The sequence below is a fragment of the Chelativorans sp. M5D2P16 genome, assembly GCF_034427935.1.
In the GTDB taxonomy this organism is placed as follows: domain Bacteria; phylum Pseudomonadota; class Alphaproteobacteria; order Rhizobiales; family Rhizobiaceae; genus Chelativorans.
In genome coordinates, this window is record NZ_JAXQNM010000042.1 from 161,197 (window position 1) to 182,440 (window position 21,244).

Consider the following 21,244-nt stretch of genomic DNA (forward strand, 5'->3'; position numbering starts at 1 on the left):
GAGGATCCCATGCTCGACATGCCCACCCGCACCGCAGCGCTCTACGGCCGCGTGCGCAAGGTCGTCCCTCCCATGGAATGGGCGGCGTTCTCGGCGGACATTGACGCCATTCTCGACCTCAAGGAGAAGCGCGACGCGGTCATCCTCGCGCACAACTACCAGACGCCGGAGATCTTCCACTGTGTGGCCGACATCGTCGGCGACAGCCTGGCCCTCGCGCGGAAGGCGGTGGAAGCGGAAGCCGAGGTGATCGTTCTCGCCGGCGTGCACTTCATGGCGGAAACGGCGAAGCTCCTCAATCCGGAAAAGACGGTGCTGATCCCCGACACGGGCGCCGGCTGCTCGCTGGCCGATTCGATCACCGCCGAGGACGTGCGCCTGATGCGGGCGCGCTATCCGGGCGTGCCGGTCGTCACCTATGTCAACACCTCGGCCGCCGTGAAGGCGGAATCCGACATCTGCTGCACCTCGGGCAACGCCCGCCAGGTCGTGGAATCGCTCGGCGTGCCGCGCGTGATCATGCTGCCGGACGAGTATCTGGCGCAGAATATCGCCGCCGAAACGGACGTCGAGATCATCGCGTGGAAGGGTCATTGCGAGGTGCATGAGCGCTTTACCCCCACAGATATCCGCGAACTGCGCGAGGCGCACCCCGGCGTAAGCGTTCTGGCCCATCCCGAATGCCCGCCGGAGGTGGTCGCCGAGGCCGATTTCGCCGGCTCCACGGCCGCCATGTCGGACTATGTGGGCCAGGCGAAGCCGCGGCGCGTGGTGCTGATGACCGAGTGCTCCATGAGCGACAACGTGGCGGTGCACCATCCCGAGGTCGAATTCATCCGCCCGTGCAACCTGTGCCCGCATATGAAGCGGATCACGCTCGGCAACATCCGCACTGCGCTGGAGGAAAACCGCTACGCGGTGGAGATCGACCCGCAGGTCGCCGGCCGCGCCCGGCAGGCCGTCGAGCGTATGCTCGCCATATGACACCTGACCTCCGAGCGCTCGAAGGCCGGCCCGTCATCGTCGGGGCAGGGCTGGCGGGGCTGATGACGGCGCTCGAGCTTGCGCCGGAACCCGTCGTGCTCTTGTCCAAGGCACCGCTTGGGCAGGAATCGTCGAGCATGCTCGCCCAGGGCGGCATCGCGGCAAGCCTCAGCGATGATGACAGTCCGGCGCTGCACTATGCCGACACGATGAAGGCCGGCGACGGGCTCAACGACCCCGAGGTCGTCCGCCACGTCGTCGCCGCGGCGCCCGCGGCAATCGAAAGCCTGATGCACCACGGCGTGCGCTTCGACTGCGGCAGTGACGGAGCACCGCTCCTCGGCCTGGAAGCCGCCCATAGCAGGCGGCGGATTCTGCACGCCGGCGGTGACGGGTCCGGCCGGGAAATCGTGCGCGCGCTCGCGGAGGCCGTCCGCCTGACGCCCTCGATCACCGTGCTCGAAGGCGTGGAGGCGCGCCGGCTCACCACAGAGGACAGCCGGGTGACGGGGCTCGTGCTCGCCGGCGGAACCGAGACCGCCTTCCTTGCCACCGGCCGGGTGGTGATCGCCACGGGCGGCATCGGCGGACTCTTCCTTGATGCCACGACGCCGCAGGGCTCGTTCGGGCACGGGCTGGCGCTTGCCGCCCGCGCGGGCGCCGAACTCGCCGATCTCGAATTCATCCAGTTTCACCCGACCGCGCTCGACTCGCCCGAGCGGCCGATGCGGCTCATCAGCGAAGCCGTGCGCGGCGACGGCGCGGTGCTGATCGACGAGACGGGTCGGCGCTTTCTACAGAATGTAGACGGTGCCGAACTGGCGCCACGCGACGTCGTCGCCCGCGCCGTCTGGAACCATCTCGCCGGGGGCCATTGCGTCTTTCTGGACGCGCGAAGACGGCCGGGCGCGGCCTTCGCCACGCGCTTTCCCGGCATCGACGCGCTCTGCGAGGCTGCCGGCTTCGATCCCGCCTTGGAGCCGATCCCTGTGCGGCCGGCGGTGCACTACCACATGGGCGGCATCGCCGTGGACCTTCACGGCCGCAGTACGTTCGAAGGGCTCTGGGCCTGCGGCGAGGCCGCCTGCACCGGCCTGCACGGCGCCAACCGGCTCGCCAGCAACTCGCTGCTGGAGGCCGCAGTCTTCGCCCGTTCAGTGGCCGAGAGCGTGGCTGGCGCGCCGGCAGCCCGCGGCTCCCGACAGCATCGCGTTGAAACCGCGCGGCCGGATCCCACCCCCTTGCGCCCGATCGTTTCGCGGGCGCTGGGCCTCGTGCGCACCGAAGAGGACTTGCGGCAGGCGATTGCCGAACTCCTTCCGCGCGCCACAAGCGAAAGCCCTGAAGCCGATCCCGCCATCGTCGCCCTCATGCTTGCCGTGGCAGCACTTCAACGCCGGGAAAGCCGCGGCGCGCACTTCCGGACCGATTTTCCGCACAAGGCCGAAAAGGCGCAATCCTCACGCCTGACATTCGCCGAGGCGCTCGCAACGGCACGCGAAGCCGCATGCGCGCCTGCCCCGCCCTTCGCCCGGAGCGCCTGACATGAGACCCGTGCCGCCCCTTTCCCCGGTCATGACGGAACCGCTGATCCGCGCCGCACTCGCCGAGGACCTCGGGCAGGCCGGCGACCTGACGAGCGACGCGATCGTGCCGCCGGAGCTTCAGGCCACGATGACGCTCACCGCACGGCAGGCAGGCGTGGTGGCAGGCCTCGACCTTGCGACCCTCGCCTTCCGCCTTATCGCCCCCGCAAGCGTCATCGAGATCGGGCACCCGGACGGCAGTGCGGTTTCACCGGGTGACGTGATCGCCACGGTGAACGGGCCAGCGCGCGGCCTGCTCACCGGCGAGCGCACCGCGCTCAACTTTCTGTGCCGGCTGAGTGGCATCGCCAGCGCCACGGCCGCGATGGTCGAGGCGGTGAAGGGCCACAAGGCCGAGATCGTCTGCACCCGCAAGACGACCCCCGGCCTGCGCGCCGTGGAGAAATATGCCGTCCGCGCCGGCGGCGGGTCGAACCACCGTTTCGGCCTGAACGATGCCGTGCTCATCAAGGACAACCACATCGCCGTGGCCGGCGGCATCCGGTCGGCGGTCGAGCGGGCGCGGGGCGGCGCAGGCCACATGGTGAAGATCGAGGTGGAGGTGGACACGCTTACCCAGCTGGACGAAGCGCTGGCCCTCGGCGTGGATGCCGTGCTGCTCGACAACATGAGCCTCGACCAGCTTGCGAAAGCCGTCACGCGCGTGAACGGCCGCGCGATCACGGAGGCATCGGGCCGGGTGACGCCGGAAACCGCGCCGGCCATCGCGGCAACGGGCGTCGACCTTATCTCGGCCGGCTGGCTGACTCACAGCGCGCCCACCCTCGACATCGGGCTGGATTTCGCGGCGGTGAGGTAGCGGCTTCTCCTCCAAGCCCTTCGTCATCCCGGCAAAGGGAGCGCAAGCGACCGCGCGCCGGAATGACGGGACGGGGCATGGGAGACATACCCGCCCTCTCCTCGCAGTTTGCCCCACCACAACGCCCGGCGCTTGACAAAACCCGCACCATTTCCTCTAAACTTCGACTTTCACCAGGGGGGCCCGGACAACGGGCTGAGATACCGCTGGCCTGAAGGCAGCGCGGTGACCCTTAGAACCTGATCCAGTTCATACTGGCGTAGGGATGGTGCGATGGCTTTCAAGGACTGCCGCCGGCAACCCGCCGAATACCCGAAAGCCTCTCCCTCATCCTTTCCCGGAACTGGTTCGAGACCCCGCGCAACCAAGCGGAGACCACGGCTCATGCGAGGGAAGGAAGAGCGATGAAACTCATCGTCAACGGGCAGACGCTGGAGGCGGAGGCGCAAAGCCTCGCCGCCCTGCTTGCCGAACTCGGCTACGAGGGCGACTGGTACGCGACCGCCGTCAATGCCGAGTTCGTGCCGGGCGAGGAGCGCGAACAGATACGGCTTTCGGACGGCGATCGCGTGGAAATCCTCACGCCGCGGCAGGGAGGCTGAATGATGGGGCTGACCGTCTACGGAACCACGCTGTCCTCCCGCCTCTTGCTCGGGACGGCGCAATACCCCTCGCCGGCCGTCCTCGCCGAAGCGGTCAAGACGTCCGGCACCGCGGTGGTTACCGTGTCGCTGCGCCGCGAAGGTGCCGAGGGCGGGACCGGGGCCGGCTTCTGGTCGCTGGTGCGCGAGTTCGGGGTGCATGTCCTTCCCAACACCGCCGGCTGCCATACCGTGAAGGAGGCGGTGACGACGGCGAAGATGGCGCGCGAGGTCTTCCGCACCGACTGGGTGAAGCTCGAGGTGATCGGCCACCACGACACGCTGCAGCCGGACGTCTTCGGCCTCGTCGAAGCGGCGCGCATCCTCTCGGAAGAGGGTTTCTCGGTCTTCCCCTACACCACCGACGACCTCGTCGTGGCCGAAAGGCTGATCGAGGCAGGTTGTGCGGTGCTCATGCCCTGGTGCGCGCCGATCGGCTCGGCCAAGGGGCCGATCGACGTCGACGCCTTGCGCGCCCTGCGTGCACATTTCCCCGACGTGCCCCTGATCGTCGACGCCGGGCTCGGCCGCCCCTCCCATGCAGCGGCGGTGATGGAGCTCGGATATGACGGCATCCTGCTCAACACCGCGGTCGCCAAGGCGGGCGATCCCGCCGCCATGGCCGGCGCCTTCGCAAAAGCCGTGGAGGCCGGCCACGCCGCCTTCCATGCCGGTGTCCTGGAGCCGCGCGACATGGCCGTGCCATCGACGCCGGTCATCGGGCAGGCGGTCTTCTCATGACGCTCGATCCCTTCTATCTCATCGTCGACAGCACGGCATGGATCGACCGGCTGGTGCCGCTTGGCGTCAAGCTCGTGCAGTTGCGCGTCAAGGACAAGGACGAGGCAGCACTGCGCCAGGAGATCCGCCGCGCACGGGAGACCTGCGCCCGGCACGGCTGCCAGCTCATCGTCAACGACTATTGGCGGCTCGCCATCGAGGAGGGCTGTGACTATGTCCATCTCGGCCAGGAGGACCTCGCCGCCGCCGACACCCGGGCGATCAAGCGCGCGGGGCTCAAGCTCGGCATCAGCACCCACGACGAAAGTGAACTGAAGACCGCTCTCGCGGCCGAACCGGACTATGTCGCGCTCGGCCCCGTCTATCCGACGCTGCTCAAGAAGATGAAGTGGGCACCGCAGGGGCTGGACCGGATCGCGGCGTGGACTGAAACGGTCGCGCCGCTGCCGCTCGTCGCCATCGGCGGGCTGACGCCGGAGCGCATCCCGGGCGTGTTCGAAAAGGGTGCGGCCTCCGCCGCCGTGGTCACGGACATTCTCATGAACGCCGATCCCGAGGCGCGCACGCGCGAATGGATCGCGGCGACGGGCCGATGGCGCTGAGCAGCCCCATCCCGGACACGCACGTGCTCGTCATCGCCGGCAGCGACCCGACGGGCGGCGCCGGCCTCGCCCGCGATATCGAGACGGTCGCGGCCTTCGGCCTCAAGGCGGCAGTCGCCGTCACGGCGGTGACGGTGCAGACGCACGGGCAGGTCTTGCGGGTCGAGCCGACGCCATCCGCCCTTGTCGCCGCGCAGATGAAGGCCGCGTTCGAAGCCGCTCCCATCGGCGCCGTCAAGATCGGCATGCTCGCCACGCGGCAGACCATTGAGGCGGTCGCCTCGGTTCTCGAGGCGCATGGCGGCGTCCCCGCCGTGCTCGACCCGGTGCTGGCCGCCACGTCCGGCGGTGCGCTGCTGGAAACGGACGCCGTTGCGGCGCTGAAGGCGCGCCTGATGCCGCTCTGCCATCTCGTCACACCGAACCTGCCCGAACTGGCGACCCTCACCGGCGGCACCCCGGCTGCGGATGAGAATGCCGCCGTGCGCCAGGGCGAGGCCCTGCTCGAAGAGGGCGCCCGGGCGGTCCTGATCAAGGGCGGCCACGCCGGCGGCGGCGATGCGACGGACATCCTTCTGCAACCCGCGCGCACGCCCGTCCGCTTCGAAGCGCCGCGTCTTGAAGCGCACATGCGCGGAACCGGCTGCATGCTGGCCAGCGCGGCGAGCGCCGGTCTAGCGGCGGGCCATGACTTGGAAGAGAGCGTCCGCACGGCCAAGGCGTGGCTGCACGGCCATCTGGTGAAGGCGTCACAAGCGGAGGGGATGGGTTAGCTCGAAGCAGGTCTGTTCGGAGACCCCTGCCCCCTTGGCGCCCCTTCTGGGGCGCCAAGGCGTGCCGACATTCGATCCCACTCGCCCCGTCCCCTCACGCGGATTTCAGCCGCGTGCCGCTCAGCATGCCGTGCCGCTCCAGCACCGGGTAGGCCAGGGTGGCCAGCAGTGAGTTGATCTGCTTCAGGTCACGGATCGTGTCGAGATGGATGGAGCTGGTCTCCACGCTCCGCTCCGAGCCGCGGCGCAGCCGATCGAAGTGACGCTCGCTGGAGATCCTCTCGAGGTCGCGCAGCCGGTCTTTCTCGGCGACGAGCTGCCGGGCCGTCTCGGGGTCCTGGGTCACCAGGAGGTTGAAGGCGAGCCGGGCATTGGCGAGCACGGAGGCATGGAGGCTCGAAAGCTCGCGCCAGCCTTCCGGCGTGAACTCGAGATCGCGATCCATCTTCTTTTGCACGTGCGAAAGCAGGTTGCGCACGATGATGTCGCCCACCTGCTCCAGCTTGATGCATACGCCCAGAAGTTCCTGGCAGCGGCGCGCCTCCTCGTCAGACATGCCGTGTTCGGTGATGCGGGCGAGGTAGAGCTTGATGGCCGCGTGGCGTTTGTCCACCGTGTCGTCGAGTACGGCCAGCGCGTTGATCGACTGCTTGTCGGGATCCTCGTAGAGCTCCAGAACGCGGCGCAGCATGAACTCGACGGTCTCGCACATGCGCACCGCCTCGCGCGTGACGTTGGCCAGCGCCTGGGCAGGGTTGCCGAGCGCGGCTGCATCCAGGGCGCTCGTCGCCTCGATGGCGGCGCGGCGTTCTTCCTCCGGCGTTTTCGCGCCGGCGCTCAGGGCGACGATCCCCCGCGTGGCCTTCAGGATCAGCCGCGACAGCGGAATGCCGGCGAAAAGAATGAGGACGTTGAAGGCGATATGCGCATGGATCACGCGATCGGCGGTACCCGCGCCCAACAGCGAAGTCGGGGGGTTGAAATAGACGAAGAGCACGAGCAGCACGACCGATCCCAGCCCGCGCATCAGGAGGTTGCCGAGCGGCACCACGCGATAGGCCGGTGGCGCGGCGCGCGTCAGGATCGGGGCAATGAAGGAAGAGCCCAGGTTGACGCCCAGCACCATCACGATGCCGAGCTCGGGCGACAGGACCCCACGCGCGGCGAAGGTCGCCAGGAGCAGAACGGCGGCGATGCTCGAGTGGAACAGGTAGGTGATGACCGCGGCGAGGAAGAAGGCGGTGACCGGGTCTTCCGACAGGTAACCCACGATCAGCGGAACGATACGGCTCGCACGCAAAGGCTCGGCCGCCGCGTCCATCATCTCCAACGACAGGAGCAAGAGGCCGATGCCGACGAGAATACGGCCTGCCTGGCGCCAGGAGCGCCGTTCCGTCGTCAGAAAGATGACGGTGCCGGCGAGCAGGCAGACGGGCACGAGGAGTGACAGGTCGTAGCTCAGGATCTTGACCAGAAGCGCCGAGCCCACTTCCGCGCCGCGGACGGCCAGGATGCCGGAGAGGCCCGTCACCATGCCGCCGCCGGCGAATGAGCCCACCAGGAGCGTGACCGCAGTCGAGCTTTGCAGGGCGATGGCGAGCAAGAGCCCCGCCGTCGTGGCCATGAGCGGGTTTGCGAGTGCGCGGCGCAGCCGCTGCCTCAAGACGCCGCCATAGGCGCGCTCCACACCGGTGCGCACCATGCGCGTCGCCCAAAGAAGCAGCGCCACGGCACCGGCCATATGCAGGAAAAAGACGGACCCGCTCATTTGCCTCGTTTCGCCTATCCCATCCACCGAACCGGCTGTGGGTTTATTGTGAACCGGCGGTGGATCTACTGTGTATAACTCCTTTGCATGGGAAAAGCTGCGTCGGTGTCGAACCGGAACTTGTCCGCCGTCGCACGAATGTCACACCGGGACAGCCGGCCACCGCGAGGTTGGCGCTGCCGGTCCGCGGGGCCGCTGCGGTTTGGCGCCTGGAGCGGATTGTGCTCGCGAGACCGCTCTGTCTCGCCGTTTTCCGTTTGCGTGGCGGCGAGAGGGGTTTTACGCCCGCGACATATTTAGCGCCGCATGCGCAATTGGGCGGGCGTGATGTTCCTGTTCTTCCGCATCGCGGAGGTCAGGTGACTTTGGCTGGAAAAACCGCTCAGAAAAGCCACTTCGGCGATGGTCAAATCCTTTTCGACAAGCAGCTGTTCGGCGAATTCGAGCCGGCGGTTGATCAGATAGCGATGCGGTGGCTCACCGAAGGACTTGGTGAAGGACTGGATGAAATGGCCGTGCGAGAGCTCGCAAACGGCAGCAAGTTCGGCGACGCCCAGCCGGCGCGCGAAGTTCTCTTCGATATATTCCTCCACCCGCTTGGCGGCGGTCGTGGACAGTCCTCCCTTGGGGCGCACGGCCGTTCTCGCCGCGCGTGAATAGTTGCGCAGGAGGTGTATGCCGAAAACGGTGACCAGCGCATCCGCATAAAGCTCGTTCACTTCCTGGTTTCGCAGTTCGGCCGCCATCAGCTCGGCCATTCGTACCGCCTGCAGATCGACCGTGCCGTCAGGGGGCGGCAGAAGCTCGGGTGGTTTCCGTTCGAGCTCGCTGTCTGCCAGTTCCTTGAGCGCGTCCGTCGTGAGCGCCACCAGAACGATCTCGCGCGTGGATGCCCATTGCGTTCTCCGGTCCGCGCCCGCCGGACAAACAACGATCATGCCATAGGGCGCCTCGTCGGATCCGCCTTCGGGGGCCGCTTCCGCATTCGACGACGAAGTCAGCGTCACCGCGACGAAATGCGCGTCGGGAGAAAGGTCCTGCGGATGCGGCGGACGCATCGAAAGCACAAATCCGCCCTGTGGCGTCTTGGCGCGCTTTCCGACACTTTCGGGAATGGCATCAAGAAAATGAGCGCGGGAACGCTCACTCGGCTCGCTTCGCCCCGGTGCTAAACCATCGGTTTCATGATACATTGATCGCCGCTGCCCCGCATAGCCTTCCCGATGATACTACCTGCATTCTGCTAGAAGTCGCAACGCCGGCCACCGCAAATCGCGTTTCCCCGCCGGAAGACGGAACCGCGAATGTTTTGCGGTGCAGTGCGACTATCGTCGTTATACGATCCCGTTTACGCCACACGAAGCACCTCCTGTACGCCTGCTTTTCAGCACAGCGCCATGGTATCTCCCGTATGGCGGTTCTCGGCAAATAAGCAGATCGCAATAGTTGGTCTGTTTTGCCGTCAACGAAGCCGGATCGTACACGCTAAACCGGGATCAATCTACGCGCTGGCCAGCGAGAAATGCGCCCGCATCCGCGGGCGGCACCGTCCTATTCCATTGTTCTTGCCGTATCCGCGCGCGGGAAAGCGGCTCCCTACTGCAGACGCTCTACCGCCGGCCGGGCAGCTTGCGCGGCCGGGTGGGCTGTTCGGCGGCCTCCGTCGGCTGCTCGGTGAAGCCCTCAATATCGGATACCTCCTCAACGTCGCGCTCGATTTCCATCGGACTCATGACATAGGCCGTCGTCAACTCCGCCACCGAGCGCAAGGCGTGAATGTGAATGCGCTCATAGCCGTGCGAGGCATCGATGCCGAAAGCGATGAGCGCGGTGCGCACATCGTGGCCGGCTTCCAGGGCGGAGGCCGAATCGGAGCGGTAATAGCGGAAGATGTCCTTCTGAAAACGGATGTCGTCGTCGCGGCACAGGTCGACGAGCTTCTTCGTCAGGTGATAGTCGAAGGGCCCGGTCTGGTCGGCCATGGCGATGGTCACGCCGAACTCGGAAGAGTTCTGCCCCGGCGCGGTGGTACCGTTGTCGATGGTCACCATGGAGGCGATCTCGGGCGTGACGATCGCCGCCGCGCCGACACCGACCTCCTCCGAGATCGTGAACAGCCAGTGCGTGTCGACCGGCGTGCGCACGCCTTCCCGCGTCATGGCCTCCAGCGCCGCAAGCGCAATCGCCACGCCGGCCTTGTCGTCGAGATGGCGGGAGACGATGAAGCCGTTTTCGAGGAATTCCGGCTGCGGGTCGATGGCGACGTAGTCGCCGATGTCGATGCCGAGCGACAGGGTATCCTTGCGCGACCAGGCGAGCGCATCGAGGCGCAGTTCCACGTGCTTCCAGCCGATCGGCAGTTCGTCCACGTCGTCATTATAGGTATGGCCGGAGGCCTTGAGCGGCAGGATCGTGCCACGGAAGCTGCCCTTCTCCGTGTACAGGGTAACCCGCGCGCCCTCGGCGAAACGCGCCGACCAGTGCCCGATCGGCACCAGCTCCAGCCGGCCGGTGTCCTTGATGCCCTTGACCAGCGCGCCCAGCGTGTCGACATGGGTGATGATGGCGCGCGCACCGCGCCGGCGCTCGCCGCGCCAGATGGCCCGGATGCCGCCCCTTCGGGTCAACTCCGGTTCGAGCCCCAGCCGCTCCAATTCCTCCGTGACATGGCGCACGATGGTGTCGGTGTATCCGGTGGGGCTGTCGATCGCCAGGAGGGCTTTGAGTTGGTTCGTAAGGTAGTCGACGTCGATTGTCAGACGCGGCAAAGGCTACTCCCTCGCGCCAAGCGCCTGCTTCGCTGACTTGAGGCCCGTGCGGGGAAACAGAAGATCGACGAAGCGTTCGGCGGTGGGTTGCGGTTCATGATTGGCCAGTCCAGGCCGCTCGTTCGCTTCGATAAAAACATATTCCGGCCGACTTGGCGACTGCACCATGAAGTCGATCCCGACCACGGGAATGTCTATGGCGCGCGCGGCGGTGCAGGCCGCGTCGACCAGCGCGGGATGGACCTCCTCCGTCACGTCGTGGATCGAGCCCCCGGTATGCAGGTTGGCGGTCTTGCGCACGACCACCTCCTTTCCTTCGGCGGGGACGGAATCGAGTGTGTGACCGGCGCCGGCCACGCAGCGGCGGGTCTCGTCGTCGATGGGGATCCTGCTTTCGCCTCCGGTCGAGGCGGCGCGGCGGCGCGACTGGTTCTCGATCAGCTTCTTGATGGTGCTGCGCCCGTCGCCCACGACACGGGCGGAACGGCGGACGGCGGCGGCGACCAGCCGATAGTCGATCACGACCAAACGCAGGTCCTCGCCCTCGAAAAACGACTCCAGCAGCACACGGTCGCAAACCTTCTTGGCGGCAGCGACAGCGTTCTCTACGTCCTCGACCGTCTCCAGGCCGACCGCCACGCCGCTGCCCTGCTCGCCGCGCGCCGGCTTCACGACCACGCTGCCGTGCTTCTTCAGGAACGCTTCGATCTCCTTGCGGCCGCTCGCGGCGTCGAGTTGCTCGGGAACCTTCAGACCCGCCTTCTCCACGATGCGCCTGGTCACGGCCTTGTCGTCGCAGATCGACATGGCGACGGCGGAGGTGAGCTCCGAAAGGCTCTCGCGGCAGTGGATCGAGCGACCGCCGAAGGAAAGGCGGAAGAAACCGGCATCGGCATCGGTGATGTCAACGGCCACGCCGCGCCGGTGCGCCTCGTCGACGATGATGCGCGCATAGGGATTGAGCTGGTCGTAGGCGGCCGGCGGGTGCGTGAAGAGCTTCTCGTTGATGGGGTTCTTGCGCTTGACGGCGAAGACGGGAATGCGATGAAAGCCGAGCTTCTCGTAGAGTGCGATGGCCTGTTCGTTGTCGTGCATGACCGACAGGTCCATGAAGCTGCGGCCTCGCGCCTTGAAGTGCTCGGCGAGCTGGCGCACCAGCATCTCGCCGACGCCGGCATGCGGGCATTGCGGATCGACGGCGAGACACCACAGCGAAGAGCCGTTTTCCGGGTCGTCGAAGACCCGGTGGTGGTCGACGCCGGTCACAGTGCCGATCACGTCGCCGGTCGCCACGTCCTCGGCGACCAGATAGACGACGGCCCGGCTGTCGCGGTTGGTCCAGAAGAAGTCCGGCCGCACCGGCACCATGCCGCGGCTATGATAGATGGCGTTGACGGCCTCCGCGTCGGCCTGCGAGGCGAGCCTTCGGATAAAGTAGCCGCGCGCCTGCCGCCGGCCCGTTCGGTAGGTGGACAGATCGAGCCTGTAGGTGTGGGAGGGGTCGAGGAACAGTTCCTGCGGCGCCAGCGACAGAAGCACGTGCGGATCGCGGATGTAGAAGGCGATGTCGCGTCGGGCGGGCCCTTCCTGATGCATCGCCTCGACGATCTGCTCGTTGTCGGCAAAAGTCTGCGCGAACAGCAGCCGTCCCCAGCCGAGATCGAGCGCAACGGCCGTCGGCCGCCCGCCCTTCCCCCCGTCGCCGCGCGCGTCGGCGGGTTTCATGGCCTCGTTGCGCAGGCGCTTCAGACGATGACCGAGCGCCTTGTCGGTGCGCCCCCTCTGGCTTCGCGAAACCGCCTCGTCCTGCTTGCCCATTGTTAGTACCCACCATCACGGATAGATGCATCATGAGACGTCCGGGGAAAGCCCGTGGCCAGGAGCGCCGCCGAGGGCGATGTGAGACATCGTCGAAGTGGTGCGACGCCGTCCACGGGTTTTCTCCGGACGCCCAAGGGGTCGCCTTTCCGCCCGCACCTGCGGCGTCGCCGCGCTTGCACGATGTCCTCCATCGTGCTGCGCACGGCTTCTAGCATTTGCGGGCGGAAAGGCGATCTCATGACGCATCTATCCATGACGGTGGGTACTAAATCCCGTGGGTCTGAAGCCACAGTTCCAAAAGCCCGACCTGCCACAGGGCCGAGCCGCGCAGCGGCGTGATGTGCTCGGCGGGCGCGGTGTAGAGCGTATCCAGATAGTCCTGGCGGAACAGGCCGCGCTCGCGCGCTGCCTGAGAGCTTAGTGCATCGCGCACCATCTCCAGATAGGGGCCGTCCACATATTTGAGCTGCGGCACGGGAAAATAGCCCTTCTTGCGGTCGATCACCTCGCTCGGGACCACCTGACGGGCGACGTCCTTCAGGATGCCCTTGCCGCCGTCCCTGAGCTTCTCCTCCGGCGGAATGCGCGCGGCGAGTTCCACAAGCTCGTGGTCGAGAAAGGGCACGCGCGCCTCCAGCCCCCAGGCCATGGTCATGTTGTCGACGCGTTTGACCGGATCATCGACCAGCATCACCGAGGAATCGAGCCGGAGCGCGGCGTCCACCGGCGTATCGGCACCGGGCCGGGTCAGATGCCTGGCGACAAGGGCGCGGCTGACATCCTCCTCCGTCATCCACTCCGGCGCGAGCTGTTCCTTCAGCCGTTCATGCGTGCGGTCGAAGAAGACGTCGGCATAGTCACTGACGACGTCGTTGGAGTTCATCAGCGGCGGATACCAGTGATAGCCGCCGAAAACCTCGTCCGCGCCCTGCCCCGACTGCACCACCTTGATGTGCTTGGAGACCTCCTTCGACAGGAGGTAGAAACCGACATTGTCGTAGGAGACCATGGGCTCCGACATGGCCTGGAAGGTGCCCGGCAGCGCGTCCATCAAATCGCTGGAGGGCACGAAGATCTTGTGGTGGTCGGTGCCGAAGCGCTCGGCGATCAGGTCGGAATAGACGAACTCGTCGCCCTTCTCCCCGTTGGCTTCCTCGAAGCCCACCGAGAAGGTCATCAGCCCGGTCTGTCCGGCCTCGGCGAGGAGCCCGACGATGAGGCTCGAATCGACGCCGCCCGAAAGGAGCACGCCCACCGGCACGTCGGCCACCATGCGCCGCTTCACCGATAGGCGCAGGGCGTCGAGCACGCGCTCGCGCCATTCTTCCGGGCTCAGCGATGAAAGCGCCGGATCGCGCTCATACGGCGGGTCCCAGTAGACACGGTCACGCTTGCTGCCGTCGGCCTCGATGATGCGCATGGTCGCCGGCGGAAGCTTCCTGACGCCGCTGAGGATGGTGCGCGGCGGCGGCACGACCGCATGGAAGGTCATGTAGTGGTGCAGAGCGACGGGATCGATCGTTGTGTCGACGTCGCCGGCGGCCACCAGCGCCGGCAGGGAGGAGGCGAAGCGCAGCGTGCTCGGCGTTTCCGAATAATAGAGCGGCTTGATGCCGAAACGGTCGCGCACCATCACCAGCCGCCCGGTATCGCGCTCATGCAGTACGAAGGCAAACATGCCGTGGAAACGCTCGACGCATGTCTCGCCCCAGGCGTCCCACGCCTTCAGGATCACCTCGGTATCGCCGGTGGAGAAGAAGCGGTAGCCCTTGGCCTCCAGTTCGGCGCGCAGTTCGGGATAGTTGTAGATGCAGCCGTTGAAGCAGATCGTCAGCCCCAGCGTCGGATCGTCCATAGGCTGGCGGGCTCTTTCCGACAGGTCAATGATCTTCAGCCGCCGGTGCCCGAAGATGGCGTTGTTGTACTGGACCACACCGGACCCGTCGGGGCCGCGCGGGGTGAGTCCTTCCATCATTTTCGAAAGGGTGACGGGAGACGGCTGGCTGCCGTCGAATCTCAACTCTCCGCAGATACCGCACATGAGAAGCGGGGGATCCCTCCTTGATTGTTGCGCCGGATGTCCCGATAGTTATAGTTCTGATTATTTGATGTCAAATAAGTGACATTGGTTCCCATGGCTCAACCGACGGACAACGTGCAAACCCTCGACCGGTTCCCACCGGACGAATTGCGCCTCGTCGAAAAGTCCATTCGCCGCATTCTGCGGGCGAGTGATCTGCAGTCCAAGGCCCTCGTCAAGGCGATCGGGCTGACCGCCCCCCAGCTCGTCATCCTGAAGGCGATCGCCGCGCTCGGCGAGGTGACGACGACGGCGCTGTCGGAGCACGCGGATCTGAGCGCGGCGACCGTGGTCACCATACTGGACAATCTGGAAGTGCGCGGTCTGGTGGAGCGCTACCGCTCGCCGAGCGACCGGCGCGTGGTCCATGCGCGCCTGACGCCGACCGGCGGCAGGCTCGTGCAAGAGGCGCCGGAGCCCCTCGGCGTAGGATTTGCAAGGCGTTTCCAACGCCTCGACCCGGCGGAGCGGCTGCGCTTCATCGAAATGCTCAATGATCTGGCCGATATGATGGAGCCGGCGATACCCGCCTCCAGAACGAGAAACGGCCGTCTGCTTTAGCGCCAGATGAGATGAGGCGAGGTGCGATCGGTCGTGCCGGCGTGCGTTGGGAGACCCGAATTGAATTCACTCCGATCCGAGCGTGGCATTTTGCCCGACACGCGACAATGGACGTGTCGGCGCTAAGCCATTATGATCCGGGCCACAACCCAGGAAAAACAGTATGGATTATAGACGGTTTTTTTCCGAGGCAATCGATCAGCTCCATGCGGAACGGCGTTACCGCGTTTTCGCTGATCTGGAGCGGATCGCGGGCGCCTTCCCCCGCGCCATCTGGCGCTCCGGCGATACGGCCAGGGAAATTACCGTCTGGTGCTCGAACGACTATCTGGGCATGGGCCAGCATCCGGACGTGATTGCGGCCATGCGCGAGGCCGCGGGCCGGATGGGCTCCGGCGCGGGCGGCACGCGCAACATCTCCGGCACGAATCATCCGCTGGTCGAGCTTGAGGCCGAACTGGCCGACCTGCACGGCAAGGAGGCCGGGCTCGTCTTCACCTCCGGCTTCATTTCCAACGAAGCCTCCATCTCAACCATTGCGCGGCTTCTGCCGAACTGCCTGGTCCTTTCGGACGAGTTGAACCACGCCTCGATGATCGAGGGCGTGCGCCGCTCGGGCGCCGAGAAGAAGATCTTCCGCCACAACGATCTCGCCCATCTGGAGAGCCTCCTGGCGGCCGCCGGCCGCGAGCGGGCGAAGCTGATCGTCTTCGAATCGGTCTACTCCATGGATGGCGACATCGCGCCCATCGCCGAGATCGCGGACCTTGCCGACAAGTACAACGCGATGACCTATATCGACGAGGTGCACGCGGTCGGCATGTACGGTGCGCGCGGCGGCGGCATCACCGAGCGCGACGGTCTCGCCCACCGCATCGACGTGATCGAGGGCACGCTGGCCAAAGCCTTCGGCGTCATCGGCGGCTACATCACCGGATCGGCGGCGATCATCGATGCGGTGCGCTCCTACGCACCCGGCTTCATCTTCACCACGGCGCTGCCGCCGGCCATCGCAAGTGCCGCCACGACTTCGATCCGTCACCTGAAGACTTCCTCCGCCGAGCGCGAGGCGCAACGGCGCCAGGCACAACGGACCAAGGAGGTGCTGGGCGCCGCCGGCCTGCCGGTCGTGCCGTCCGCCACACATATCGTGCCGCTCCTCGTCGGCGATCCGGAACTCTGCAAGATGGCGACCGACCGGCTTCTCGAAAAGCACGGCATCTACATCCAGCCGATCAACTATCCCACCGTGCCGCGCGGCACGGAGCGGCTGCGCATCACGCCCACGCCGTTCCACGGCGACGCGCTGATCGAAGGATTGAGGGACAGCCTCGTGGAGACCTGGGAAGCCCTCGGCATCGGCTTCGGTTCGCGCGAGAGGACCCCCGCCGCCGCTTCGGAGCGGGTCATACCGCTGGCCGTTCCCAAATCGGGCGGTTAAGCCCCGCTGCGGCTTTCGGCCTCCACCGGCTCCCCGAAATGTTCGCCGATGGCCTCGATGATGATCTTCGCCGAGGCCGCGCCCGGGTCGACATGGCCGAGCGAGCGGTCGCCGACGCGGGCGGCACGTCCCCTGGAAGCGATCATGGCGCGCGTGGCGGCAGCGCCGGCGGCGGCGGCTTGCGCGGCCTCCCGCGCTATCTGTGACAGGGCAGCGCCGCGCCGGCGGGCCGCATGGGCGGCTTCGGCGGCCGGCAGCCAGGCATCGAGCATCGTCTTGTCACCGCGCGTTCCCTTGCCACGCTCCCTGATCCCGTCGGCGATCGCCGTGAACATCGCGCACAGGAATGCCCCATCGAGGCGCTCGCTTTGCCGCGCTGCCGCAGCCGCCCGAAGGAAGGCAGTGGCATAGAGCGGCCCGGTCGAGGCGCCGACGGCGTTGAGGAAAGCATTGGCGGCCGTGGCGAACACATCGGCCGGCGCGCACCGGTCCATGTCCAGTTTCGAAAGCGCTGCATTCACCGCCAGGAAACCGGCGGACATGCTGATGCCGTGGTCGGCATCGCCGATGGCGCCGTCAAGGCGGGTCAGGAAGTCCTTCTCGGCCTCGATCGCCTCGGAAATCGCATAGAACATCGACGCCAGTTCGCGAGCCTGATTGCCCGACATGACCTTCCTCCCGGTTCTACCCCGCCATTGTAGCAGCTAATTGATGGTGAGGAACGCGGTATCGCAGGGATGATCCAGCAAATCCGTCAGTTCATCGTCCAGATGCAGGACCGTGATCGACGCGCCGGCCATGTCGAGGGACGTGCAATAGTGCCCGGTCCAGCTGGCGACGACGCCGATGTTCTTGGCCCCCAGCCTCTGGTGCACGCGCCGATAGAGGATGTAGAGCTCCATCAGCGGCGTGGCGCCCAGCGAGTTGACGAGCACGGCGACGCGGTCGCCCGGACCGGCCTGCATCTCGGAGAAGATGCGGTCCATGACCGCGTCCACGACCTCGTCGGCGGTGCGCAGCCGGTCGCGGGCTACGCCCGGCTCGCCGTGGATGCCGATGCCGATCTCCATCTCGTCCGGCCCGATCTCGAAATTGTGCGTGCGCGTCTGCGGCAGCGAGCACGGCTCGAGCGCGATCCCGACCGTATAGGTGCGGCGGTTGGCCTTGCGGGTGACGGCCTCGCAGGCGTCGAGCGGCCACATGCGGTCGCAGGCAGCACCGGCGATCTTGAAAGTGAAGAAGTTTCCCGCGACCCCGCGTCGGCCCTCGCGGTCCTCGACGGGCGAGGAGGCGATGTCATCGGTGGTGATCACGGTGCGAACCTCGATGCCTTCGGCCTTCGCCAACTCGGCCGCCATCTCGAAGTTCATGATGTCGCCGGCATAATTGCCGTAGACGAAGAGCACCCCCTTGCCGCCCGAGGCGGCCCGCGCGCATTTGAAGATGGGGTCCGGCGGCGGCGCCGAGAAGATGTTGCCGATCGCCACCGCGTCGGCGAGCCCCTTGCCCACATAGCCGAGAAAGCACGGCTCGTGGCCCGAGCCGCCGCCGATGACGAGCCCCACCTTGCCCTCGCGCGGCCCGCGCTGGGCCACGAGCGCGCGGCGATGGCCGTCGATCGGCCTCAGATAGCGCTCATGGGCATGGACGATGCCGTCGAGCATCTCCTCGATCACGTCCACAGGCTTGTTGACGAACTTCTTGACCGCGCTGCGGATGTTGACGACGCCTGTCTCCGGGCCACGCTGGGGCGCAAGCTTGCGGTCCAGCTCCGCCACCCCGTCGGCCTTGAGGATGCCGCGGCCGGTGGCCGCGTCGGTGACGAGCACATCGATATAGCCGCCGCGCAGAGCGCCGAGGATCGCGGCCACCTTGTCGATGCCGCCGACCACGGCGATCTTGGTCTCGATGCCCTCGAACCCGTCCAGCGTGATGCCGATGGTGCGCTCGTCGAGCGGTCCGGAAACCGGCCGCCCGTGGTCGTCGATGAAACGGCCGGCGATGACGCCCACGGCGTTCTTCTCCAGATAGAGCTGGGTGGCGACCGAATCGAAGAAGCCGCTCGTATGGATGGTCGAGTTGGGACGCAGGGAGGAGATGCCGAACAGAAGCCGGTTCGCCCGCGCCATCGCCGCGAGCTGCCCGGCAACGACCGGCTCGCGCAAGAGGAGGTCGCGAACTTCGGCCGAAGAGACGAGCGCCGGCGCCGTCAGGTTGACGCAGCGTGCATTCAGCGCGGCCGCAAGGCGTGCCGCGCAAGCCTCGGGCGTGTATTCGAAGGTCGCCGTGGTGCCGCCCGTCGCCTGGATGACGGAGACGTCTTGAAGGTCACCGCGCCGGGCGCGCTCGGCGACGGCCATCACGGTGCGGCCCCAGGCGACGGCGATCGTGTCGGCGGAGCGCACCGTCTGGTTGAGGACGCGTGCGCCAGCGATCCCGAGCCGCTCGATCAGCGGGTGGGCGCCGCCGTCGCTGGGAATGACGAGGCAGTCGTCGAGTCCGAAATGGCGCTTCAGTTCCTGAGCGATGGTGAGCGCGGAAAACCGCTCCGGGTCGATCGCTATATTGACGATGCCGCGCTCGCGCGCTTCGGCCAGATAGGCGTTCACGGTGGCGCGCGACACACCCATCGTTTCGGCGATCTGGCCCTGGGTCAGCCGGTCCTCGTAGTAGAGCCAGCAGGCCCACACATAGGGATCGTCGCCATAGCGCAACGGAATCGGTTCCGTCGCATTGCCGCCCTTTCCCTTCACCGCCTTACCCATTCACGCATCAGCATGTCTTGGCCTCTATCCGGCGTACTTGCGGTTGCCCTGATGCTTCACCGCTCCGGATCGGATCCTCGGTCAGGCCCGAGGATCCATGCCTGAACGGTGCCAATTTGCAAAACGATCAAGACACGGCCCGGTCGAACAGATTGCAGCCACGTATTGCCTCGGATGTCGTCCGGCAATGTGGAGGCGAACCTTCACGCCCCCTCTCCTCCTGCCCCACCCGTGGCCGAAAGGCTCTTCGCCATCACCTCGATGATGATTGCGGCAGACGCGGCACCGGGATCGACATGGCCGCGCGCGCGTTCGCCGAGGCGGGAGGAACGGCCCTTTGCCGCAACCATGTCGGCGGTCGCCTCGGCTCCCTTTGCCGCGGCCTGTTCAGCGGCGTGCAGCGCGGCGGCGAGATCGCTTCCGCCTTCGCGCGCCTTCGAAAGCGCGTCCGCCGCCGGGCGCCAGGCATCCACCATTGTCTTGTCGCCGACGGCGGCCTTGCCGCGATCCTCGATGCCTTGTGCCATCGCCTGGAAGGCTTGCGCCATGTCGTCCTCCGTCGCGACCTCCTTGCCCTTCAATGCCGCGCCGGCGCGCATGAAGGCGGTGGCGTAAAGGGGCCCGGACGAGGCACCGACGGCGTTCAGAAACGCCTTTGCGGCCGTGTTGAACACGTCGCTCGGCGCCGCCGCACCGGGATCGAGATCGGTCACGGCGGCATGCACGGCGTTGAATCCCTGGGCCATGGCGATACCGTGATCGGCGTCGCCGATATGGCCGTCGAGCGCGCACAGGTGGTCCTTCTCGGTCTCGATGCGCGTGGCGACGGCCTCGAACAGGGCGATCAAGCGTGCGCTGTCGAATGTGCTCATTGCCGCCTCCTCAGCCGTTGAACATCGCGCAGGCGCAGGGGTGATCGATCATCCGGGTCAATTCGTCGTCGAGACGCATGAGCGTGATCGATGCACCGGCCATTTCCAGCGAGGTGCAGTAATCGCCGACCCAGGTCTTGTGCGCGGAAAGCCCCGCCTCCCCCAGCCGCTGATGAACGCGGCGGTTCATGATGTAGAGCTCCATCAGCGGCGTGGAGCCGAGGGAATTGACGAGCACGGCGACCCGGTCGCCCTTTTTGGGCGCCATTTCCTCGAAGATCGAATCCATGATGCGGTCGGTGATCTCGTCCGCCGTCTGGAGCGACTCGCGCATCATGCCGGGCTCGCCATGGATGCCCATGCCGATCTCCATGTCGTTCTCGCCCATCTCGAAATTCCACTTGCGCGTCTGCGGCAGAGAGCAGGGCGAGAGCGCGACGCCGATCGTATAGGTGTGGTCGTTCGCCTTGCGGGCGATGCGCTCGCATTCGTCGATCGGCAGCATCATGTCGCAGGCCGCGCCCGCGGCCTTGAAGATGAAGAAGTTGCCGGCCACGCCGCGCCGCTTTTCCCGCTCGCTCACCGGGGCGGAGGCGATGTCATCGGTCGACAGCACAGTGCGGACCTCGATGTCCTCCATGGCGGCCATTTCGGCGGCCATGTCGAAGTTCATCACGTCGCCGGCATAGTTGCCGTACATGTAAAGCACGCCGGCGCCGCCATCGACCGCCTTGGTGCAGGCCAGCACCGGGTCCGGCGGCGGCGAGGCGAAGACGTTGCCGATTGCCGCGGCGTCGGCGAGCCCCTTGCCGACAAAGCCGAGGAAGGTCGGCTCATGGCCGGAGCCGCCGCCGATCACCAGGCCTACCTTGCCCTTTCGCGGCCCCTCCCGCGCGACGAGGGCGCGGGGGTTCTCGGCAAGCCGCATCACGACATCGCCGTGAGCAGCGATCACGCCATCCAGCATTTCGTCAACGGCATCATCGCCACGATTGATGATCTTCTTGGTCGCCATCCCTGT

At 66.5% G+C, this 21,244-nt stretch carries 18 protein-coding genes and 1 riboswitch; of the genes, 9 read left to right on the plus strand and 9 right to left on the minus strand.

The window, feature by feature from the left end; genetic code table 11:
• The first annotated feature begins 9 nt into the window (after positions 1-9).
• From nadA to SIN08_RS23025, 7 genes are all read left to right on the plus strand, one after another.
• A complete protein-coding gene (gene nadA, locus SIN08_RS22995) occupies positions 10-984 on the plus strand; it encodes a quinolinate synthase NadA (protein WP_322453952.1) in 975 nt (324 codons plus the stop codon).
• Complete coding sequence (locus tag SIN08_RS23000; RefSeq protein ID WP_322453953.1) at positions 981-2,528, plus strand: L-aspartate oxidase; 1,548 nt, start codon at positions 981-983, stop codon at positions 2,526-2,528. The genes nadA and SIN08_RS23000 overlap by 4 nt, the downstream gene beginning before the upstream one ends.
• A gap of 1 nt (position 2,529) precedes the next feature.
• Positions 2,530-3,390, plus strand: coding sequence for a carboxylating nicotinate-nucleotide diphosphorylase (gene nadC / locus SIN08_RS23005; RefSeq protein WP_322453954.1), 861 nt, complete (start codon positions 2,530-2,532; stop codon positions 3,388-3,390).
• A gap of 165 nt (positions 3,391-3,555) precedes the next feature.
• A riboswitch (TPP riboswitch) is annotated at positions 3,556-3,674 on the plus strand.
• Positions 3,675-3,794: 120 nt separating this feature from the next.
• The gene (thiS, locus tag SIN08_RS23010) at positions 3,795-3,992 is read left to right on the plus strand and encodes a sulfur carrier protein ThiS (protein ID WP_322453955.1); all 198 of its coding nucleotides are present in this window, start codon (positions 3,795-3,797) and stop codon (positions 3,990-3,992) included.
• 3 nt (positions 3,993-3,995) lie between these two features.
• Positions 3,996-4,772 (plus strand): thiazole synthase, encoded by a 777-nt coding sequence (locus SIN08_RS23015; RefSeq protein ID WP_322454066.1) that lies wholly within the window; start codon positions 3,996-3,998, stop codon positions 4,770-4,772.
• Positions 4,769-5,374 carry a thiamine phosphate synthase gene (locus SIN08_RS23020; protein WP_322453956.1) on the plus strand — a complete coding sequence of 202 codons (606 nt, stop codon included), beginning with the start codon at positions 4,769-4,771 and terminating at the stop codon, positions 5,372-5,374. Before SIN08_RS23015 ends, SIN08_RS23020 begins: the two co-directional genes overlap by 4 nt.
• On the plus strand, positions 5,344-6,147 hold the full coding sequence (locus SIN08_RS23025; RefSeq protein ID WP_322453957.1) for a hydroxymethylpyrimidine/phosphomethylpyrimidine kinase: 804 nt from the start codon (positions 5,344-5,346) through the stop codon (positions 6,145-6,147). The genes SIN08_RS23020 and SIN08_RS23025 overlap by 31 nt, the downstream gene beginning before the upstream one ends.
• A gap of 94 nt (positions 6,148-6,241) precedes the next feature.
• Here SIN08_RS23025 and SIN08_RS23030 read toward each other — a convergent pair whose 3' ends face one another.
• From SIN08_RS23030 to SIN08_RS23050, 5 genes are all read right to left on the minus strand, one after another.
• On the minus strand, positions 6,242-7,915 hold the full coding sequence (locus SIN08_RS23030; RefSeq protein WP_322453958.1) for a Na/Pi cotransporter family protein: 1,674 nt from the start codon (positions 7,913-7,915) through the stop codon (positions 6,242-6,244).
• Between the two features lie 296 nt (positions 7,916-8,211).
• A complete protein-coding gene (locus tag SIN08_RS23035) occupies positions 8,212-8,973 on the minus strand; it encodes an AraC family transcriptional regulator (protein WP_322453959.1) in 762 nt (253 codons plus the stop codon).
• A gap of 552 nt (positions 8,974-9,525) precedes the next feature.
• On the minus strand, positions 9,526-10,683 hold the full coding sequence (locus SIN08_RS23040; protein ID WP_322453960.1) for an osmoprotectant NAGGN system M42 family peptidase: 1,158 nt from the start codon (positions 10,681-10,683) through the stop codon (positions 9,526-9,528).
• 3 nt (positions 10,684-10,686) lie between these two features.
• On the minus strand, positions 10,687-12,501 hold the full coding sequence (gene ngg, locus SIN08_RS23045) for an N-acetylglutaminylglutamine synthetase (RefSeq protein WP_322453961.1): 1,815 nt from the start codon (positions 12,499-12,501) through the stop codon (positions 10,687-10,689).
• 268 nt (positions 12,502-12,769) lie between these two features.
• Positions 12,770-14,545, minus strand: a complete 1,776-nt coding sequence (locus SIN08_RS23050) for an N-acetylglutaminylglutamine amidotransferase (protein WP_322453962.1) — start codon at positions 14,543-14,545, stop codon at positions 12,770-12,772.
• A 93-nt stretch (positions 14,546-14,638) separates the two neighbouring features.
• On the opposite strand from SIN08_RS23050, the gene SIN08_RS23055 reads away from it, so the two are divergent.
• Together SIN08_RS23055 and hemA are read left to right on the plus strand one after the other, a co-directional pair.
• A complete protein-coding gene (locus tag SIN08_RS23055) occupies positions 14,639-15,145 on the plus strand; it encodes a MarR family transcriptional regulator (RefSeq protein ID WP_322453963.1) in 507 nt (168 codons plus the stop codon).
• A gap of 163 nt (positions 15,146-15,308) precedes the next feature.
• Positions 15,309-16,586: a 5-aminolevulinate synthase gene (gene hemA, locus SIN08_RS23060; protein WP_322453964.1), complete on the plus strand. Its 1,278-nt coding sequence runs from the start codon at positions 15,309-15,311 to the stop codon at positions 16,584-16,586.
• Here hemA and dhaL (SIN08_RS23065) read toward each other — a convergent pair.
• From dhaL (SIN08_RS23065) to SIN08_RS23080, 4 genes are all read right to left on the minus strand, one after another.
• Positions 16,583-17,254, minus strand: a complete 672-nt coding sequence (gene dhaL / locus SIN08_RS23065) for a dihydroxyacetone kinase subunit DhaL (protein WP_322453965.1) — start codon at positions 17,252-17,254, stop codon at positions 16,583-16,585. The genes hemA and dhaL (SIN08_RS23065) overlap by 4 nt on opposite strands.
• 36 nt (positions 17,255-17,290) lie before the next feature.
• Positions 17,291-19,351, minus strand: a complete 2,061-nt coding sequence (locus SIN08_RS23070; protein WP_322453966.1) for a bifunctional sugar-binding transcriptional regulator/dihydroxyacetone kinase subunit DhaK — start codon at positions 19,349-19,351, stop codon at positions 17,291-17,293.
• A 203-nt stretch (positions 19,352-19,554) separates the two neighbouring features.
• Positions 19,555-20,223 (minus strand): dihydroxyacetone kinase subunit DhaL, encoded by a 669-nt coding sequence (dhaL, locus tag SIN08_RS23075; RefSeq protein ID WP_322453967.1) that lies wholly within the window; start codon positions 20,221-20,223, stop codon positions 19,555-19,557.
• A gap of 10 nt (positions 20,224-20,233) precedes the next feature.
• On the minus strand, positions 20,234-21,238 hold the full coding sequence (locus SIN08_RS23080; RefSeq protein WP_322453968.1) for a dihydroxyacetone kinase subunit DhaK: 1,005 nt from the start codon (positions 21,236-21,238) through the stop codon (positions 20,234-20,236).
• Between the last annotated feature and the right edge of the window lie 6 nt (positions 21,239-21,244).

Coding starts and splice junctions, on each gene's coding strand:
- nadA (WP_322453952.1), top strand. CDS start 10: ATGCTCGACATGCCCACCCGCACCGCAGCGCTCTACGGCCGCGTGCGC.
- SIN08_RS23000 (WP_322453953.1), top strand. CDS start 981: ATGACACCTGACCTCCGAGCGCTCGAAGGCCGGCCCGTCATCGTCGGG.
- nadC (WP_322453954.1), top strand. CDS start 2,530: ATGAGACCCGTGCCGCCCCTTTCCCCGGTCATGACGGAACCGCTGATC.
- thiS (WP_322453955.1), top strand. CDS start 3,795: ATGAAACTCATCGTCAACGGGCAGACGCTGGAGGCGGAGGCGCAAAGC.
- SIN08_RS23015 (WP_322454066.1), top strand. CDS start 3,996: ATGGGGCTGACCGTCTACGGAACCACGCTGTCCTCCCGCCTCTTGCTC.
- SIN08_RS23020 (WP_322453956.1), top strand. CDS start 4,769: ATGACGCTCGATCCCTTCTATCTCATCGTCGACAGCACGGCATGGATC.
- SIN08_RS23025 (WP_322453957.1), top strand. CDS start 5,344: ATGGATCGCGGCGACGGGCCGATGGCGCTGAGCAGCCCCATCCCGGAC.
- SIN08_RS23030 (WP_322453958.1), bottom strand. CDS start 7,915: ATGAGCGGGTCCGTCTTTTTCCTGCATATGGCCGGTGCCGTGGCGCTG.
- SIN08_RS23035 (WP_322453959.1), bottom strand. CDS start 8,973: ATGCGTCCGCCGCATCCGCAGGACCTTTCTCCCGACGCGCATTTCGTC.
- ngg (WP_322453961.1), bottom strand. CDS start 12,501: ATGGGCAAGCAGGACGAGGCGGTTTCGCGAAGCCAGAGGGGGCGCACC.
- SIN08_RS23050 (WP_322453962.1), bottom strand. CDS start 14,545: ATGTGCGGTATCTGCGGAGAGTTGAGATTCGACGGCAGCCAGCCGTCT.
- SIN08_RS23055 (WP_322453963.1), top strand. CDS start 14,639: ATGGCTCAACCGACGGACAACGTGCAAACCCTCGACCGGTTCCCACCG.
- hemA (WP_322453964.1), top strand. CDS start 15,309: ATGGATTATAGACGGTTTTTTTCCGAGGCAATCGATCAGCTCCATGCG.
- dhaL (WP_322453965.1), bottom strand. CDS start 17,254: ATGTCGGGCAATCAGGCTCGCGAACTGGCGTCGATGTTCTATGCGATT.
- SIN08_RS23070 (WP_322453966.1), bottom strand. CDS start 19,351: ATGGGTAAGGCGGTGAAGGGAAAGGGCGGCAATGCGACGGAACCGATT.
- dhaL (WP_322453967.1), bottom strand. CDS start 20,223: ATGAGCACATTCGACAGCGCACGCTTGATCGCCCTGTTCGAGGCCGTC.
- SIN08_RS23080 (WP_322453968.1), bottom strand. CDS start 21,238: ATGGCGACCAAGAAGATCATCAATCGTGGCGATGATGCCGTTGACGAA.